Genomic DNA, 18519 nt, shown 5'->3' on the forward strand with positions numbered 1-18519 from the left:
ACAGCCGATCTTTTTCACTTCGCCATCAGGAAGATGTTGAGCATTGTAAGCACGAATCCCCTGACGAATGGTTTCAAATTCTTCATTTTGTCAGGTCAAAGGTAAATTCTGTTTTCAAGTCCATGCGCCTTCCTCCCGTGTGATCCGTTACCCGCAACGCTAAACGTAAGCATCGCGGCTTAGTTTTTTATGCTTTGGTTTTTGCTATTACGAGCCCTAGTTAARRAAAAAGCCAGCGGCGCCGGCTTAGTTTTTTATGCTTTGGTTTTTGCTATTACGAGCCCTAGTTAAGAAAAAAGCCAGCGGCGCCGGCTTTTAGGTCAAACAATCTATCACGAGTTAAAATTCAATAACATCCAAAGAGATAAGAAAACAAACACCGCCCCCATCACTTTGTGCTGATAAAGCCGAAACGTCGCATTGTCCAAAAGCTTCTTACCAACCGTGCCTGCCAAAGCAACCAACACAAAATTGAACAATAAACCCAAAACATTAAGTAGCAAACCTAACGCCAACATCTGTTCACCAGAAGAGGCAGAGATGTTATTCGACACAAACTGAGGCAAAAACATCACAAAGAAAACCAACGCCTTCGGATTAAGCAAATTGCTCATTAATGCGCGTTGGTAGTAAGTCAATGCCATTGCATTGTCATGTTGAGATTGCGGCGCTTGCGCTGGAGAAGTTCGCAAGCAGTCCCAACCCATTTTGAGCAAGTACGCGCCGCCCAGTAAATGGAGGGCTTTCAAAGCCAAAGGGCTCATGGCAATCAACGCTGAAACGCCCATAGCGGCGAGCAAGGTTAAGATGATCCCCGAAGTGGCATTGCCCAAACTGGCAAATAGCCCAACTTTCTTACCGTAACTCATGCTAGAACTGGCAATCAGCAGCATGTCTGGCCCTGGCAACAATAACAATGCAATCACTGCCGTTAAATAAACAGGCAAAATAGTAATATCGATCATTTTTATTCTGGTCTTTTGGAACAAGGGCGCGGATTTTACCGAAACAGCGCCACAACAACCAGATATACCTCCACCACATACATCATTTGCCGATTTAATAACCAATCATACAAAAACAACCAGCGTGTTCCGCTAAATTGTGCCGAGCGATAGGATTGAGAGCAATTTTGTACAAAAATGAGGGAAAGGTTTGGCGTACACTCAAATCATCTCAACAGACAAGGCAAATAATGAAAAAGAACAGTAAGGAAGTCGCGCATTTCCGAATTGCCTCAGAACTGGGGGGATTGGAGTTACTTGATGCCAAATATGAGACGCAAAACTTTTCTCGCCACAGTCATGAAGGCTATACCATCGGCGTGATTGAAAAAGGTGCGCAACGTTTTTTCCGCACCGGGGGTAACCACATTGCGCCTCAAGACAGCATCATTCTTGTTAACGCAGACGAAGTGCACAACGGCCATTCCGCCACTGAAGGCGGGTGGGAGTACAAAGCCATGTACCCAGTGCCAGAGCAGTTTCAAAGACTCAGTGAAGAATTAAATGCACCGAATATCGCCATCCCCTATTTTCCGCAGCCTGTGGTCTACGACCCTGAATTAGCCATGCAGCTTCGGCTGGTTTTTGACACCTTAGCCAATTCGGACAATCGCTTACTGCGCGAAACCTTGGTGTATGGCACCTTGATTAAACTCGCGGCGAAACACAGTACCCATCGGATATCGCCTCAAAACAATCCAGCAGCGCAACGTCAATTAACCTTGGTTAAAGAATTTCTTGATGACTTTCCGCAAGCTGACGTCTCCCTAGAAGAACTTGCAACACTAGGCGGCATTAGCCCTTTTCATCTTGTTCGCGAGTTTCAAAAACGCTATGGATTTCCACCGCATGCCTATCAGATACAGCAAAGGCTAAGGCTCGCCAAAAAGCTACTGCGCCAAGGCCGACGTATTTTGGATGTGGCTCAAGAGTGCGGTTTTCATGATCAAAGCCATTTCCACCGCCATTTTAAAAAGGCAATGGGGGTGACGCCTGGGCAATATGTGAAAAATTTAGCATGAGGCAATTCTGTACAAGCCTGCACATCTCTATCACTTTAGGCTGAAGAAAACATCACGATGAGTCATAAAATGGATACCACACTTTCTCACGCCGACCACTCGAAAACTCGGCGTTTTCTACAAGGCACTATGGCGATGATGCCACTGAGTATTGCCGTTCTTCCCTGGGGACTGCTGGCGGGCTCTTTCGCCATCGATTCAGGCCTCACGGCTTTGGAAGGGCAAGCCCTTTCTGCTATTTTGTTTGCAGGCTCTGCCCAGCTCGTCGCGATGGGGATGATCAAAGCAGGGGCTGGCGTTGCCACCATGTTGCTGACCACCTTCTTTATTACTTCGCGCCATTTTCTTTATAGTGTTTCCATGCGCAGTAAAATCGCCCCCCTTCCCTTGCGCTGGCGTTTGTCGTTGGGCTTTCTCTTAACCGATGAGTTGTTTGCTTTAGTCGGTCATCAACAAGACAAACAGTTCGACCGATGGTATGCCCTTGGAGGCGGTTTGAGCTTTTATCTCTTTTGGAACGCAGCCACGTTTGGCGGTATCTTGGCGGGCCAGTTTCTTCCACAACTTAACGATCTCGGGCTGGAATTCGCCGTTGCCGCAACCTTTATCGCCATTGTGGTCCCCAGCATCAAGAGCGTTGCGGTGTTGGTCAGTGTGGTGACGGCACTCTTTCTTTCGGTGGTGCTTCACTTCTTTGAGATTGAAGGGGCATTAATGATGGCCAGCATCGGAGCCATGAGTGCCGGCTACTTGGCAGAACAATTAGGAGCGCGCAAATTATGATCATGCTAACCATCTTAGCGCTGACCGTGTTGGTTTTCGCAAGTCGTTATCTGTTTTTGGAGCCGAGTTTGCCATTGAAGCTGGGACACAAAACACAACGATTCTTAAGCTACGCCAGCCCGGCGGTATTAACCGCCATTTGGGCACCTATCGTGTTTATCCCAGAGGGTGAGTTGCAGCTTTCACTGCAAAACCCCTATCTGTTGGCGGCGTTCGTCGCGGCGTTGATCGCTTGGCGCAGCAAAAACGTACTTCTCACCACCATTGTCAGTATGTTCCTGTTTTTGATTTTAAAATTGTGGGTATTCTAGTTTGACGTTGCTCAATGGCCGTTAACAGGCCACCCACTCAACTTCCAATAAGGTGGTGTCACCACATTTAAGGCGACCTAAAAACACGTCGCCTTTATGCACTTCGCCCACTCCCTGAGGTGTGCCCGTCATCACGACATCGCCATCATCCAATGTCACGTAACCTTTGAGCTCTTCCAGTACCGTTTGCGGTGAGTACAGCATTTGATTGACATGCCCTTTTTGTACGCGGACACAATTGATAAACAGTTCGAGGTTGAGATCGTCACTATCGATGCCTTTCAGTTCGAGAAAGCGACTGAGTACCGCGGCACCGTTAAAGGCTTTCGCTCGCTCCCATGGAAGGCCTTTCGCTTTGAGATAACTTTGTGTCTGTCGTTTCGTTAGATCTAAGCCAATGCCCACCCCTGCATACTGGCCATTTTCAATCACAAAGCAGATCTCGGCTTCATAATGAAGCGGCTCTTGATGGAAAGAATGCAATGTGCTGGTGACTGCCGACGCAGGCTTGTGAAACAGCACCATTTGATCGGGAATTGCGTTTTGCAGCTCTTCAATATGCTCAACATAATTACGCCCAACGCAGAGCACTTTGCCCGGTTGCAAGGTTTTGTTTCTGAAGTGGATATGGCTCATTTCTCTTCCCTGAACAAACACAAAAACGCGATTCTAAACTAGCCACTGATAACGTGCTCAGAATCCAATCACAGAATCATCCAAAATGAGAAGCTCGATCCATCAATTGAGCTTTTCGAGCACTTTTTCGCACAAACTTTTCAATGTCACCAATTCGTCAATGCTGAGATCGATACGACAAAGCATGTTTTGCGGCACCTGATGGGCTTGCTGCTTCAGAGCTCTGCCTGCTTCCGTGAGAAACAGCTCTCTCACACGTTCGTCAGTTTGGCCGCGGCGACGTTCAACAATGCCTTTTGCCTCCAAGCGCTTCAACAGCGGGGTTAAGGTGCCAGAGTCAAGATGAAGCTTGGCGCCTAAATCTTTCACATTGATGCCGTTTTGCTGCCACAAGACCAACAACACCAGATATTGTGAGTAGGTCAGATCCAAAGCGTCAAGTAATGGTCGATAAGCGCGGATCACTGCATTGGCCGCACTGTATAGCGGGAAACATATTTGATTTTCCAGCAAAAGTTGCGCTTCAGAATCCCCTTGGCAACGGATAGTTTGTTCAGACATCACTCACCTCACAAAATAAATTGTGCACAATATACTTGCAAACAACAAAAGGATCGATATAAGATTGCAAGCAATTAGATTGCGCACAACTTAAGTAACAAAGGAACATCGACAATGAAAACACTTTACCAAACTTCCGCAACGGCTTCTGCTGGACGAAACGGCCTTGTCAGCACTGACGACAAACTGCTGGAACTCAACCTAAGCTACCCAAAAGAAATGGGCGGAACCGGTGCGGCAACCAACCCAGAGCAACTCTTTGCCGCAGGTTACGCCGCATGTTTTTCTAACGCGATTTTACATGTCGCTCGCGAAGGAAAGATAGCGATTAAACAAGCGCCTGTCACTGCGACGATAGGCATTGGCCCGAATGAACAAGGCGGTTTTGCCCTAACGGTTTCATTGGCAGCAGAAATAGACTTGCCTGCGGATCAGGCGGTGAGATTAGTCGCCACTGCTCACCAAGTGTGTCCTTATTCTAATGCCGTTCGTGGCAATATCGACGTTCAGTTGTCAGTCAATGGCGTCGCGATTTAAGCAAGACACACGTAGCGAATCACGCTTCAGCAATACAAAAAAGCCAGCAGTCACACTGCTGGCTTTCCACATGAGTGGACAATTGGACGGCTAAAAAATGTTAGCGCTTATAGGTAGTAACGCGCACCTAGCATCCATTTGTCGTCTGCTTTTTCTTTGTAGTCACCAGAACCTTGTAGGTCAAACTGGTAGCCAGCAAAACCAACGAACTTCGGCGTGAAGTTGTACTCAGCTTGAACCGCTGACGTGCTGTATACACGCTTGCTTAGCTCTTCATCAATCACAGACTCGTAGTTAACGCTTAGGTTGATGCCATTGTTTAGCGTGTACGCCGCTAGCGCTTCGTAAGCTGAGGTATCTTTTAGCAAGTTGCCATTGCCCGAGTTCATGTACTCATTCATTGCGTACACACCCGCTACGTACAGACCTTTGCCGTAAGCGCCATAAGTTGCACTGATCACATGGGATTCAGACGTTTTTGTACCAACACCAGCGGTGTAGTTTACGTCACCCGTGTTGTACGCGTAGTTCGCGGTCACGCCAGCAATGCTGTAGTTTAAAGCGATTTGTGCACGGTTGCCGTAAGCGTTCTTGTCGTCTGTTTTACGACCTTGCCAGCCAAGACCTAAGCCAATCTTGCCCGCTTCGCCTAGTTCAAACGCCTTAGCGTAGCTGACCATTTCTTCTGCACGACCTGTACCTAGGTTACCGTGGTCTTGGTAAATGAAATCGTTCGCGAATGCGATTGGCATATCCGCCACGCCAGCAACGCTGTAGTAAGGTGCCCATTGAGTACCAACAACACCGCGGCCAAGGTTTTCATGCGTCAGGCCAATGTAGCCTAAGCGAGTAGACAGTGCGTTTTCGCCACCATCTAGGTAGTTGATAGACCACTCACCTTTTGCATCCGCCGTAAAGCCATTGCCAAGTACTTGAGTCGCATTGAAGTTAATACGCGGAGAAACCGCTGTCACACCTAGGTCACCTTGCTTGGAGTCTTCCAACGCAACTGAAACGTGGCCGCCAATAGAGAAAGTCGTACCATCGTTGTTGTAAACTTCCACCGCTACTGCTTGAGTGCCGAATGTTGCGCTAGCAACAGCAAGAGCCAAAATGTTTTTGTTCATTTTTAAGTTCCATTAGTTATTACACATAACATGCATATTCCAACCAGGTAGAGAACCTTATAATTCAGCTACTTCTGGTTAACATCTGGCGAGAACTTTATGCGATGGCACAACAAACCACCCAGTGAAATAATATAAATTGACCATAAAGATAATAAATTACTAATTTTCAAATGGTTAAATTAAAAAACACAAAAACAAAATGAGTTATTTTGATGTTACAAACAGAAATACTTTCTCCCTTCTTTAATGAAGAGAAGTTGGAAAATGCCGGTCTTATACCCGAGTAACCTCGAGATGCAAGTTTCAGTGAGGTTGCATCCATATCGTAAAGTGCACGCAATCAATGAAGCGCATGTAAGAGTTCAATGAGAAATCCATTATGAAAATCGTCAAAATTCTAAAAGAGTGGCTACCCGTGCTGGCGGTGGTATTTATTGTCTCCATCGCGCTTGATTTCTACTATTCGAGAAATCTGCCAAAAGAAAACGCGCTCCCCCTCTCCGCCATCACAACGCTTGGGGCACAAATTGACTTACTGAGCGCCAGTCAAGAGTCCCCTGTGGTTGTCTATTTTTGGGCAACCTGGTGTGGCCCTTGCAAACTCGTTAGCCCGACAATCAACCAGATCGCAGATTCCTACCCCGTGATCAGTGTGGCGATGCAGTCGGGAAACGAAGGAAGCGTTAATCAGTATTTGCAATCACAACAGTATGATTACGACACCATCAATGATCCAACTGGAAAAATTAGCCGTGATTGGGGGGTACAAGTGACCCCGACCGTAGTGATTGTGCGCAATGGCAAAATTGAGTTTATTACCTCAGGCGTCAGCTCTCCGATTGGCCTATGGCTCAGATTGTGGTTGAGCTAGCTGCTCTATCGTTCTCATCATTCATTGAACTGCAATACAAGCACAACGAAAGCGTCATGAAACAGAAATCGTTTGTTCATTTTTAATCAGTACCTTAGCTGCATCAGGAATCGGGCATGTAAGCCCATTGAATATAAAAAGGTAATTGAGAAATGAAAAAGGCAGCTTTAGCAACCGCAATTCTATCCGCAGTGGTCACCGGATCATCTTTCGCAGCAACCGTTTATAAAACAGACGGTACTGAGCTAAAAATTGGTGGGCGTGTTGAGTTCCGTGGTGATTTCATCGGTACCGACAAAGGCGTTGAGATCGACGGCACCATGGAAGACAGCACTCGTGCGCGTCTTAACGTAAAAGGCACCACTGACCTTGGTAACGATCTACAAGCCTTTGGTTTTTACGAAGCAGAGCAGAAAACAGGCGAAAGCAGCTTCAAAAACCGTTACATGTACGCAGGTGTGAAGACAAACGCAGGTGCGTTTTCTGTTGGTAAACAAGATATGGCGTCCGTCATCGTTTCAGACCTAACGGATATTACGGAGTTTTCTGGTGTGCAACAGTTCATTGACGCGTCATCAGACAAAACAGACAGCACGTTTGCCTATCGCGGTAGCTTCGATGCTCTGCAAATTGAAGCCACTTATTCAGCAAGCGACGCTGACAATAGCGACCTTATGGGCATTAGTGGCCTTTACTCTCTTCCTATCGGTCTGGATCTTGGTTTGGCTTACTCCACAGGTGATAACGGTGCTGGTAAAGGCAGCCAAAACCAGATCCTTGTCGGCGCAGGCTATACCTTAAACGATCTTTATCTCGGTGCGACTTTCTCGACGGGTGATCTCGATGACAAAGCGAAACAAGAATTCACCGCCTACGAATTTGCGGTTCAGTACAAAATCAGCAAACCATTTAGCGTTGCCGCGATGTACACCTTCGCTGAAGAAGACGATAACGGCACTAAATCGGACGCAACTAAAGGTCTCGAGTTGGTGGGTTACTACAAGCTAAACAGCAACTTCCGCACTTACTTGTCGTACTACCTTAACAAGCTTGATGATGTAAAAGACGTAAACGGCAAAGTCACTTCTGGTGAAGACACACTTCGACTGGGCGTACGCTACGATTTCTAAATGCTTGTTTTCATCGAGCCATTTCAAGCCGGTATCCCTACCGGCTTTTTTCATCCCTAGACTTATCTTGTGTGAATCGACTCGAATTAATTTGTAATTGTGAGGTTAATTAGATTTATCGCGATAATAAGAATGCTAGTTTAGAGGTGATTTTCATTTTGTTTTATATACTTAATGGAAACCTATCAATCATCTTGTCTGAGCGCAGGCCAGATAGAGATAAAAGCGTTTTGACATAAAACAAAAAAAACACCATACTGTATAATCCAGACCGAGGATATTTATGGTAGATGGCAGAAGTAAAATCGTGGCAAACTCGAAAGTAGTATTGATATTAAAGGCCGCCTATATTGTGGCGGTATTGTTGATCACGCAAACCTTGGTGGACGAACACACCCTATTGCCTTGGTCTTACGTGTTGTTTGCCATTGCCATGATTGTGGCGCTCTTTTCTCCATCCCACAAAATCAAATATGTGTGCGCTTTGATCGCCACGAGTTACCTTTTTGTCGGCGGCATCGTCGATCCGCTCGATATTGACGTCATTGAAGAGACGTTTATTCTCCTCCCACTTTGCTATCTTTTGTTGTTCCCCGGAACCATTTGGGCATTTGTCGTCGCCTTATTATTGACGGCAAGCTATTTTTATACAGTTCCACCAGAGGGCTTAGATGAGCTCATTGAAGATGCCATTGAACTGTTGGTGATTTCCGCCTTTGCGTCCGTCATGGTCTACTATCAGCAGAAGTTCTACCTGCAATTAACCAAATACCGAGAAGACAGCCGAACGGATTATTTGACGCAACTGCCAAACCGCCGAGCCTTTTACACGGATCTGAATCAAGTCGAAAGTCTGGCCCAGCAAGGGCGAAACTGTGCCCTCCTCAAAATAGATATTGATGCTTTTAAAGAGATCAACGAGAGCTTTGGCCACGAACAAGCGGATCTCCTGTTAAAACGCTTTTCTCGTCGTTTGCGAAAAAACACCCTTGGCTTTGGCCAAGTCTATCGTATGGAAGGGGATGAATTCGCCGTGCTGGTGTACGAGAAACACAGCATTAATGATGAAGTCGATGCGCTACTCGATAAACTCAAAAGAGCACTTACAGCAGCGTTTGAGCTAGAACGAGGCTCTTATCAAATCTCCTACGCGACCGGTATTGCCCTGTTTAACGAGTCCATGACCAACCTCGATATATGGCTAAGAAACAGCGACATTGCTGCGCAAAAAGCCAAGACACGTGGCCGCGGCCAAGTCCGTTGGTATGACGAAGCCCTATTGGACGAAACCATCCGTCAACACCAGATTGAACGAGAGCTCGACAAAGCCATTGAACTGAAACAGTTTTCCTTGGTTTATCAGCCAAAAGTGTCCATCACGACAGGAGAAATGACCGGAGCTGAAGCGTTAATTCGCTGGCAACATCCAGAACTAGGCACCATAACACCTTTTGAATTCATCACCATTGCCGAGAAAACCAAGCAGATCATTCCGATTGGTCGCTGGGTGATTCTCGAGGCTTGTCAGCAAGCCAAAAAATGGTTGGATTTGGGCTACAAGATCCCTGTCTCGGTCAATGTCTCAACCGTACAATTTGCTCATGACGATATCGAACTGCAAGTCAGAACCGCTCTGGCGGAGTCTCATCTTCCCGCCAGTTATCTGCAACTGGAGATCACCGAAACGGTATTGATGAAGGAGCCGAAGAAGCTCATCGAGATTTGTCATAATTTGCGGTGTGAGGGGGTCACGGTTGCAATCGATGATTTTGGCATCGCCTACTCCTCGTTGAACTATCTCAAACAACTGCCCATTGATGTGTTGAAAATCGACAAAGCCTTCATTGATGATTGTGTCGACAATCACCACGATCACATGCTGGTCAGAACCATTGTTCAACTTGGCCACAACATGGACAAAAAAATCGTCGCAGAAGGCGTGGAAACCGAAGAGCAGCGGCTACTGCTCGTCAGTGAGCAATGCGATGAGTTCCAAGGTTATCTCTACTCCAAACCCCTTGATGTGGAAGAGTTTAACCGCCAGTTACTGCAAATTTAGCTTTCCCTTGCACCATGATTGTCGCCTTTTGAATGGTTATGGTGCGGCTCTGGGATACTCAAAAATCCAAAACGAACAAAATCAACAACTTAAAACTGGCACAGCTTCTGCAATGATAGAAGTACAAATGCATGGCAGCGTTTGTGCTTCTCGTTCTTATCCTCCTCACCGAGGTACGTCCTTTAATCCGCATTTGCGCCCCTGAACTCAGGGGCTTCTTTTTACCCCGTACACCGCAAAACATTTGGCTTCGCCATGCAGAAAACGTATGATTCTCGGACTTTTTTGTGAATTCGATTATCTATGCAATCTCAACACCACCCAATCCTTGGCGCGTCGTGGATGCTGACCGCCGGTTTAGCTTTCGCTATCGTCAACAGTCTAGCGCAAGTTGCCAGTATTCAATTTGCCATTCCGTCGACCACTGTTGCGCTGATTCAATATGACATCGCTTTAATTGTGATTTTGCCGTACTTAAAAACACTGGGCATTCGACAATCGCTGCGCACCTCTCATTTTGGCTGGCATGCACTGCGAGTCTTTTTGTCGGTTATCGGTATCCAGCTTTGGCTTTGGGCACTCGCTTATCCGGTGCCGATTTGGCAAGGCATCGCACTATTAATGACTTCCCCACTCTTTGCAACGATCGGCTCTGGGCTGCTTCTGAAAGAGAAGGTGGGTGTGGCACGCTGGGGCGCGACGCTGTTCGGTTTTATTGGCGCGATGATCATTCTCGAGCCTTGGGCGGATGATTTTCATCTCGCGACCTTACTGCCTGTCGGCGCAGCCTTCTTTTGGGCATGTTATTCACTGATGGTTAAAAAGCTCTCGGTCAACGATCCGCCTTCCACCATGGTGGTTTATCTACTGCTGTTGATTACGCCATTCAACATCATGCTGGCGATTCCCGATTTCACAATGCCGAGCAGTACGACCATTTGGCTGATCCTTTTTGCCGCTGGCTGCATGACTGCACTGGCGCAATGGGCCATCGTCAAAGCTTATGCCAGTGCCGATGCCTCCTTTGTTCAGCCTTTTGATCATGCAAAACTGCCATTGAACGTACTTGCAGGTTGGCTTGTCTTTGGTTGGGTGCCACCGGGCAGACTTTGGCTTGGTGCCTTCATCATTATTGCTTCTGTCGCCTTTATTACCCATTGGGAAACCAAAAAAACAAAATAGCGTGAAAGGAAAACATCGCCAGGGCGTTCTACTACACTAATAGAGCGATTTTGAGGAATATTTAATGAGTGAAGCGATTAAAATCACCCTGTACCGTTGGGCAGGAAGTTGGGGACCATTTAAAGTCAACATCCCATGCGGTGAGTGTACGTTAACAAAAGATATCTTAACCGATACGTTTGCCAATGAGCTCAACGGTATTCCTGTTGAGTTGGAAATCAAAGATTGGCTATCTCACTGGTGGGAGCCGTTAAAGCTCGGCGCTTGGCATGCGCCTATTTTGGTGGTTGAAGGTAAAGTGGTTAGCCAAGGTGAAGCCCTTAACCGTGGCGTGCTCATTCAATCAGTGATCAAAGAGTGGACAAAGCGCGACACCCTCAAGGGGAATATTGTTTTTGGTAAAGCGACCTGCCCTTACTGTGTAAAAGCCAAGCAGCTATTGGATGCGGCGGGTATTCACTACCAATATCACGACGTCGTCAAAGAGAGCGCCGCGCTGTATCGTATGATTCCAGAAGTCAAAGCCATCATTGGAGAAAAAACGCCCGTCACCGTGCCACAAATTTGGCTAGATGGATCGTACATTGGAGGTTGCGACAAGCTGGAAGTCTATCTTAAAGAGCGTGGGCTTGATGTCGTTCCGAATAATGTCGTAGAGATGGCAAACTGATTACGTTGACCATAGATAAGCAGATAAGAAAAAACCTGGCGATGCCAGGTTTTTTTGAAACTTTATTACAAAATAACGCTTTAAGCTTGCTGTTATTTTGCCATTTTCTTTAGCATGCGGCTGATAAATGACGCTTTCTTCTTCGTTGTCTTGCCATACATTGCTTTGTGCATTGCGTCTTTTGCCATCATTTGACCGATGTAAGCACCGCCTAATTCATAACCCATCTTGATTCTCCAATGTTTTCTCTTCTGTTTACGTTCGTAATATTACTACAAAATCATCAGATAACAAGACGAAGATCACATTTATTTGGTAATTTTATTTCATGAAAAGATAAAAAACATTTATCGCGAAAACGAAAAAAAACGGCAGTAATCTTGCCGTTTTTTAAGCGTTCTAAAAAGCGATTCCGCCAGCGTTAGCTACGCTTCGGTTGCTGATAGGTTTTACCGGCAGCTTGATAGGTCTCTTTGGCCTTGATCTCGAACATGACATCAAAGAACCAAGCGGCAAACTTCACCAAGTGCTCACCTTCGTTCATGACATGCTCAACGTATTCCGTCTCTTCACCCGCTTCGTTTTCTTGTAACGTCACGTGATAGATTCGTTTTTCACCATCCACTTCTGCCAAAGCAAATTGCCCTGAAAGCGATGCTGCCGCTTCTGCAACTTCCTCATCATCACACGCTTTTAGAAGCTCTAGTGCTTTAGGTAAGTTCTCTTGCTGGCAAACCTGCTTAACTAACTGTTCAAATTCATTTTGTTGCATGGGTAACCCTCATTAACTGCTGCGCGGCATTGTAGTGACGGGGGGTGAGATAATCAAGTTAGACTTTCTGTACCTCCGGCGTCGTCATGACTTTGCCCTTGAGCAACAACACCGCAAAACACCCCATCGCAACAAGAATATAAAACAATCCTAATTGCGCTTGAGTCCGAACGCAGTGTTCAACCAAAAATCCACCAAGCAGAGCTGCCATCACCATCTGCACTGAGCCAGACAACGCAGAAACAGAACCTGCATTTTGCTTGTGAGGGCCAAGAAGCAAACTGATCGACAGAGGAAATGACATCCCTTGAGCAAAACTCATCACGGTAAAGGCAGCGATCAAGCTGACGCTACTAAAAGGCGCCCAAATTAGTCCACAACCTGACAGAGCCACAAGAACAAAACTGGCGGCAAGCAGCCTTTTCACCTCGAAATAACGCAACAAGACATTGACTGTCACACTACCAAGCAAAAGACCGGCAGATGGAATGATCATCATGCTGCCATAATCTGCGGCAGAAAATCCAAGCTCGCCTTGCATCATGAAAGGGAATACTGACAGCGAAACAAGGCTAACAAGGTAGCTCATCCAGTTAAAACTGGCACTGCCGATCACTTGTGGATTCGTGGCCAAAGTGCGGTAAGTCGCCAAGACAGTTAAAGGGCGAAAACGTCTCTTGGCGTAAGGCAAGGTTTCTGGCAGTACAAAATAGCCCAACGTAAATATCGCCAGTAAGTAACACAACACAAAAACGAACACCGCTTGCCAGCCGACATGAAAGGCGATCCAGCCGCCAAAAACGGGCGCAATGATCGGCATGATCGATGCGGTAATCGAAATATAAGAGAGCGCTTTGGTCAATTGTGCCCCTTCGTAGCTGTCTCGCAATACAGAACGCCCCAACACCGATGCACTGCCTGCCCCTAATCCTTGCAACAATCGACCTAACTCTAGTGCTTCAATACTGGACGAAAATGCGATGCAAATGACAGTGCCGACCAAGTAGATCCCTTGGCCGAGAATGAAAACTGGACGTCGGCCAATCGCATCAGACAAAGGGCCATAAAAGAGTTGCGATGCACCAAAGCCAACAAGAAAGAAAGTCACGACGTTTTGTACGTCAGCTTGTGTCAATCCGAGGTCGTGGCTAATAAGAGGAAGAGACGGTAAATAAATGGCCACACCCACTTGCCCTGTCGCGATGATCATCATCGCTAAAAGCAATGGCATTTTTTGTAACGACTTCAGCATTCCTTCCCCTCTCCTCTCTTACATCAAATTATTTACAGTTTATATTGGCCTTTGATTGATGATAATCTCCCCAATCGGAAAGAGATTAGTTCCCTAAAGGAAAGAATATGGATTGGTTTCAAAGCGTAAACAGCTACATCAGAGTGGTGGAAGAAGGCAGTTTTAATGCGGCTGCGCGTAAAATGAACACCACCAGTTCCGCCATCAGCAAGCGGATACAGTGGTTAGAGGAGAAAATTGGTGTTCAGTTACTCAAGCGCACCACACGCTCCATCAGCCAAACCGAAGCGGGCGCTCTATTTTATCAGCGTGCAAAGTTGCAACTCGATGGCTGGCAATCGGTTTTAGACGAGACGCGATCCGTCAACCAAAGCCCAGCCGGATTACTGAAAATTGGCGCGACCCTTGCCGTCGGTTCCAAGTTCTTAGTTCACTATCTGGATGATTTTCTAGAAAAATACCCAGATATTAAAATCCAGCTCTTTACTACATTGCCAGGGCAACTGCCTGAGCTGAGCCTAGACCTTTTTATCAGTCGCGAGTTAGAACAGCTGAACTCACTAAGCTATAAAGCAACTGCACTGTTTGAACATAAAGCGACGTTTTTTGCGGCCCCCAGCTATATTGAAAAATACGGTATGCCGGAGAATGCAGAGCAGTTGGTCAATCACAATATCCTGATCTGGGGAGAAAAACCAAGTCGAGAGCTGAAACTCAACAATGGTAAACGCATGACTTTGCGTGGCAACTTCTCGACAACCAATCCAGAGGCGCTTTTCCACGGTGCAAAACGAGGCATGGGCATTCTGCTCAGTAATAACGTGATGATAAAAGAAGAGCTGCGCACTGGCGCTTTGGTTCCGGTCCTGCCAAACGTGCACGCAGACGAAGCCACCGTTTACGCTTACTACCCCAAACTGGACTATCAACACACAAGAACAAAACTGTTTTTGGATTACCTTAAAGAGCGGTTACAGCAAGAAAAGTCCGTATAGAGCAAAAAAGTGCTAACTCTTTCTGCTCAGTAACTCGCTATGAGATAACACTTTCCTAGCAAACCTGACTTTTCTTCATTGCAAACTTCTACGACCTGAACGATATTTAACGTGATGCATATCGGAGTTGTTTTCGTAACGTTATGCAACAAAAGTGTCACTATTATAATAATCAGGTAGAGAAACGTCAGATGAATGATTCAACGCTTCAAGCTTGTATCGACTTAGATGAGCTTATTCATACTCTATCTCTCGACGGTAGCGAGCTGCTTAATCAAGTTACGCTCAAGCTGCATTCCACTTTAAGCTCGTACTGCACTTGTATCGTAGAGATAGATCTACACCACAACCATGCCAATACCTTGGCTTATGCCAAAGAGGGAAGCAACGTTAACGCTGCGCGTTATAGCTTAGAAAATACGCCATTTGAACGCATCGCTCTCAAGGTGATCGAGCACTGTCACCAGATTCAAGACAACGTGCCCGACAGCTATTTCTCACAAGAAGAAGGGCTAGAATTTACCGAAGCGGGTGTACATGCGTTTGTCGGTATTCCACTGCGCGGCCATAATGGTGATATTTTGGGTATTCTAGTCTCTACCTTTGGCTTTATACCTCACGACCCTCAGCTGATACTCAAATATCACCGCATATACGCCAATATCATTATTCACGGCTTACGAGAGAAGTGGCTAAGTGATCGCTCTGATCAGTTGGTGAATCAACTTAGTTACGAAGTCTCGCACGACAATTTGACCGGTTTGCTTAACCGCAGTTGCCTTTCGGATACTTTGGAAACCCTCACCCAGCAATCCGATCGCCCATTTAGCCTCGTTTGTATCGATATCGATAACTTCAAATTGATCAACGACATTCACGGCACCTACATTGGTGATCAAATCATCAAGTTTACTGCGCATGCCATTCAATCGGCACTTCCCGCCCCTGCCTTGGCATACCGAGTGGCGGGTGACGAGTTTGCCTTTATCACTTATTCAGAAACGCCAGAAGAGGTGTGTGAGCACATTCTGAATAAGATTGCGTTTGGCTATCAAGACAACGCCAATCACGTTCGATTTGACATCAGCATCGGCATCGCCAAAGCAAGCCAGCGCCTTATTACGAGCGATGAGTTATTTCTCAACGCCAGCCTTGCGATGAAAGAGTGCAAAAAGCACCCTAACAATCGTATTCGGTGCTACGACACCCATTTAAGCGCGCTATACCATCGAAAAACACAGTTAATCGAAGCCATACGCGAGCAACTGGCGAAGCCTATCGATGAGGCAACTGAGATTTACGTCGCGATTCAGCCGATCGTCAACGTGCATAAACCACGTTGGGATTATTTTGAAGTATTGGCGCGTTGGGACAGTGCCGAATATGGCTCAATTTCACCCGTTGAGTTTATTGATGCCGCCGAGCAATCAGGACTCATTGTTCAGTTAGGAGAGCGGATCATCGAGCTCGCGTGCCGAGCAAAAAACTACTTGGAAGCGTCGTTAGGTTATCGAGTGAAACTTGGCGTCAACTGTTCTGCGTATGAGCTGAATGATGAAGAGCGATACCTTAATTACCTCAATAAGATGATGCAAAAGTATCATCTCGATCCCTGCGATTTCGTGATTGAACTGACAGAAACCGTTTTACTGACTCAAACGGGTAAAGAGCACATGGTGCTGGATGCACTCAGAGATCGCGGTTTCAAAGTGGCACTCGACGATTTCGGCACGGGTTATTCAAGCTTGAATTACATTCACAGCTACCCAATCGACACGATAAAAATCGATGCAAGCTTTATACGTAATATGCTTTGTAACGATACCGCTGAACGCGTAGTGTGGCTTATCACACAACTGGCCTTACAACTTAAGGTGAATTTAGTCGCTGAAGGGGTTGAAGAAGAGCTGGCGTTGAAAAAATTGGTCGATATGGGATGTGAGCAGATCCAAGGCTATTACTATTCTCGTCCAATGAAACCAAGCCGAATCGTAGACAAACTGAGCGCTGAACAGATCAAAAGCGCCTCTTAGCTTGCCTTAATCAACCGGTGGCGAACTCACAACAGGGCTATGAAAAAGGGACGATATTCCGTCCCTTTTTCCATGGCAAAACCTTTGTGGATTTCACCTTGCTGAGTAAGCACCCAGCAACTATTGAAACGCTTCACCCGCAGCCGCGACAAAGGTCATTTCAACCAAATAGTCTGGGTCAGCAAGCTCAGCTTTGATACAAGCACGGCTTGGCGCACAGCCTTCTGGAAACCAGTTGTCCCAGACTTCATTAAGTGCATCAAAGTTGGCAAAATCAGTCACGTAAATGGTCACCGAAAGAATACGCGAGCGATCACTGCCAATTTTCGCCAATTGTGATTCTGCTTGAGCAAAAATCTGCTCCACTTGGCCTTTCATGTCCGCGTTGGTATCACTGTCAGCCACTTCCACAAAATGCGCAATGCCATTGAAGACGGTAATATCAGACCAGCGTTTACATGGGTTAATGCGGTGAATTGTCATCGTATTTTCTCTTTATCGGATTGATTTTATTTAAAAGGTTCTTGATGCTCGACTAAGCAAACCGGGCTACCAATTTGGCAACTGAATCCCGTTGCGGTTAATCGGCCCGTCTGGCGATCGCGACGATAGCTGACCACATTGTGGCTGTGCTGATTTGCCACCAGCAACCATTTGCCATTGCGTGATAAGACAAAATCTCGCGGAAAGTCACCGAGAGAATCCACGGCCTCTAACCATTTTGGTTCGCTTTGGCTGACATCAAAAACCGTGATTTTATTTTGTCGGCGGCAGGATGCATAGAGAAATTGCTCATCGGAAGACAATCGAATCGCAGAAGCCGCAGCGCCATTTTCTTCGCCCGGCAACAAAGGTTGCTCTGAAACCACCGCCCAACGTTCGTTTGCTCGTTCAAGCGTCAGCAAAGTTTCGGTCAATTCGCACAGCAAATAGGCACGAGTTTCCGCCTGATTAAACACTAAGTGACGAGGGCCACTACCAGCAGGAAGTTTGAGTGACTGATGCAAAGTAAACGCTTGTTGCTGACCATCAATGTGATAGAAATGGACCTGATCGGTACCCAAATCCACCACAGCTAAAAAAGGGCTATGGCGTAGAAAAGTCGCTTGGTGCGCGTGTGGTGAGGTTTGTCGCTCTCGATTTGGGCCATCACCTTCCACATAAAGCTCGGCAATGCACTCTGACGGAGCACCCAACACATCGAGCGTATATATAGAGGTATTACCTGAACCATAATTTGCCACGGCGCAAAACGTCTGACTCGGGTCAATATCTAAATGACAAGGGTAACTGCCGTTTATCGCCATTGCACTGCTGTCGACACAACCGAGCTGCACCAACTGCGGGTTTTCTTCAACCGCCACTTCATTGAAGGTATATAAGCCTTGGGAAGTTTGCGTGAGGTAAGACGGATTGCGTAGCGTCGCCAGTTCGTTAAAGGGGATCAGCTCACCCGTTTCAGTATTCAGCTCCAGTTGAGCCACGCCGTCACTCATACTGGGTTCATCGGTATAGGTGCCAACGTAAAAATGTAAGAGACCTTGTGTCATTCTTTGTGCGCTTCCTTTGCG

Annotated in this window: 20 protein-coding genes; 11 read left to right on the forward strand and 9 right to left on the reverse strand. The window is 46.6% G+C overall.

From position 1 onward, the window contains the following. Positions 1 to 332: 332 nt before the first annotated feature. Positions 333 to 965, reverse strand: a complete 633-nt coding sequence (locus CIK04_RS22560) for a LysE family translocator (RefSeq protein WP_011081514.1) — start codon at positions 963 to 965, stop codon at positions 333 to 335. Between the two features lie 230 nt (positions 966 to 1195). Between CIK04_RS22560 and CIK04_RS22565 the strand changes: the two genes are divergently transcribed. The 3 genes from CIK04_RS22565 (at position 1196) to CIK04_RS22575 (ending at position 3120) form a co-directional block, all read left to right on the forward strand. Continuing rightward, complete coding sequence (locus tag CIK04_RS22565) at positions 1196 to 2026, forward strand: AraC family transcriptional regulator (protein ID WP_097352172.1); 831 nt, start codon at positions 1196 to 1198, stop codon at positions 2024 to 2026. Between the two features lie 69 nt (positions 2027 to 2095). Continuing rightward, the gene (locus CIK04_RS22570; protein ID WP_026130901.1) at positions 2096 to 2809 is read left to right on the forward strand and encodes an AzlC family ABC transporter permease; all 714 of its coding nucleotides are present in this window, start codon (positions 2096 to 2098) and stop codon (positions 2807 to 2809) included. Next, a complete protein-coding gene (locus tag CIK04_RS22575; RefSeq protein WP_097352173.1) occupies positions 2806 to 3120 on the forward strand; it encodes an AzlD domain-containing protein in 315 nt (104 codons plus the stop codon). Before CIK04_RS22570 ends, CIK04_RS22575 begins: the two co-directional genes overlap by 4 nt. A 21-nt stretch (positions 3121 to 3141) precedes the next feature. Here the strand turns inward: CIK04_RS22575 and CIK04_RS22580 are convergent, their stop codons facing one another. Further along, complete coding sequence (locus CIK04_RS22580) at positions 3142 to 3756, reverse strand: fumarylacetoacetate hydrolase family protein (RefSeq protein ID WP_026050217.1); 615 nt, start codon at positions 3754 to 3756, stop codon at positions 3142 to 3144. 102 nt (positions 3757 to 3858) lie between these two features. Then, positions 3859 to 4317 carry a MarR family winged helix-turn-helix transcriptional regulator gene (locus CIK04_RS22585; RefSeq protein WP_026050216.1) on the reverse strand — a complete coding sequence of 153 codons (459 nt, stop codon included), beginning with the start codon at positions 4315 to 4317 and terminating at the stop codon, positions 3859 to 3861. A gap of 114 nt (positions 4318 to 4431) precedes the next feature. Here CIK04_RS22585 and CIK04_RS22590 point away from each other — a divergent pair, with 114 nt between their 5' ends. After that, positions 4432 to 4854 (forward strand): organic hydroperoxide resistance protein, encoded by a 423-nt coding sequence (locus tag CIK04_RS22590; RefSeq protein ID WP_097352174.1) that lies wholly within the window; start codon positions 4432 to 4434, stop codon positions 4852 to 4854. Positions 4855 to 4961: 107 nt separating this feature from the next. Here the strand turns inward: CIK04_RS22590 and CIK04_RS22595 are convergent, their stop codons facing one another. Beyond that, on the reverse strand, positions 4962 to 5981 hold the full coding sequence (locus CIK04_RS22595) for a porin (RefSeq protein ID WP_038963897.1): 1020 nt from the start codon (positions 5979 to 5981) through the stop codon (positions 4962 to 4964). Between the two features lie 382 nt (positions 5982 to 6363). Here CIK04_RS22595 and CIK04_RS22600 point away from each other — a divergent pair, with 382 nt between their 5' ends. The 5 genes from CIK04_RS22600 (at position 6364) to CIK04_RS22620 (ending at position 11896) form a co-directional block, all read left to right on the forward strand. Then, a complete protein-coding gene (locus tag CIK04_RS22600; protein ID WP_039537418.1) occupies positions 6364 to 6855 on the forward strand; it encodes a protein disulfide oxidoreductase in 492 nt (163 codons plus the stop codon). A 152-nt stretch (positions 6856 to 7007) separates the two neighbouring features. Next, positions 7008 to 7985, forward strand: coding sequence for a porin (locus tag CIK04_RS22605; protein WP_017419604.1), 978 nt, complete (start codon positions 7008 to 7010; stop codon positions 7983 to 7985). Between the two features lie 283 nt (positions 7986 to 8268). Beyond that, entirely contained in the window at positions 8269 to 10044 is a 1776-nt protein-coding gene (locus CIK04_RS22610) for a bifunctional diguanylate cyclase/phosphodiesterase (RefSeq protein ID WP_097352175.1), read from the forward strand. Positions 10045 to 10347: 303 nt separating this feature from the next. Then, complete coding sequence (locus CIK04_RS22615) at positions 10348 to 11226, forward strand: DMT family transporter (RefSeq protein WP_097352176.1); 879 nt, start codon at positions 10348 to 10350, stop codon at positions 11224 to 11226. A 64-nt stretch (positions 11227 to 11290) separates the two neighbouring features. Continuing rightward, on the forward strand, positions 11291 to 11896 hold the full coding sequence (locus tag CIK04_RS22620) for a glutaredoxin domain-containing protein (protein ID WP_017419601.1): 606 nt from the start codon (positions 11291 to 11293) through the stop codon (positions 11894 to 11896). 92 nt (positions 11897 to 11988) lie between these two features. On the opposite strand, the gene CIK04_RS33505 is transcribed toward CIK04_RS22620, so the two are convergent. The 3 genes from CIK04_RS33505 to CIK04_RS22630 all read right to left on the reverse strand — a co-directional run bounded on the left by CIK04_RS33505 (position 11989) and on the right by CIK04_RS22630 (position 13920). Next, entirely contained in the window at positions 11989 to 12123 is a 135-nt protein-coding gene (locus CIK04_RS33505) for a hypothetical protein (RefSeq protein ID WP_017419600.1), read from the reverse strand. Positions 12124 to 12317: 194 nt separating this feature from the next. Continuing rightward, positions 12318 to 12668, reverse strand: coding sequence for a hypothetical protein (locus CIK04_RS22625; protein ID WP_011081528.1), 351 nt, complete (start codon positions 12666 to 12668; stop codon positions 12318 to 12320). Between the two features lie 58 nt (positions 12669 to 12726). Then, positions 12727 to 13920 (reverse strand): multidrug effflux MFS transporter, encoded by a 1194-nt coding sequence (locus CIK04_RS22630; protein WP_038939883.1) that lies wholly within the window; start codon positions 13918 to 13920, stop codon positions 12727 to 12729. Between the two features lie 107 nt (positions 13921 to 14027). On the opposite strand from CIK04_RS22630, the gene CIK04_RS22635 reads away from it, so the two are divergent. Further along, on the forward strand, positions 14028 to 14915 hold the full coding sequence (locus CIK04_RS22635; RefSeq protein WP_017791059.1) for a LysR family transcriptional regulator: 888 nt from the start codon (positions 14028 to 14030) through the stop codon (positions 14913 to 14915). A gap of 191 nt (positions 14916 to 15106) precedes the next feature. After that, the gene (locus tag CIK04_RS22640) at positions 15107 to 16948 is read left to right on the forward strand and encodes a bifunctional diguanylate cyclase/phosphodiesterase (protein ID WP_176463405.1); all 1842 of its coding nucleotides are present in this window, start codon (positions 15107 to 15109) and stop codon (positions 16946 to 16948) included. A gap of 120 nt (positions 16949 to 17068) precedes the next feature. Here CIK04_RS22640 and CIK04_RS22645 read toward each other — a convergent pair whose 3' ends face one another. Then, on the reverse strand, positions 17069 to 17431 hold the full coding sequence (locus CIK04_RS22645) for a RidA family protein (protein ID WP_097352178.1): 363 nt from the start codon (positions 17429 to 17431) through the stop codon (positions 17069 to 17071). 26 nt (positions 17432 to 17457) lie between these two features. Then, a complete protein-coding gene (locus CIK04_RS22650) occupies positions 17458 to 18498 on the reverse strand; it encodes a lactonase family protein (protein WP_097352179.1) in 1041 nt (346 codons plus the stop codon). Between the last annotated feature and the right edge of the window lie 21 nt (positions 18499 to 18519).

Source organism: Vibrio sp. 03_296 (genome assembly GCF_002265885.1).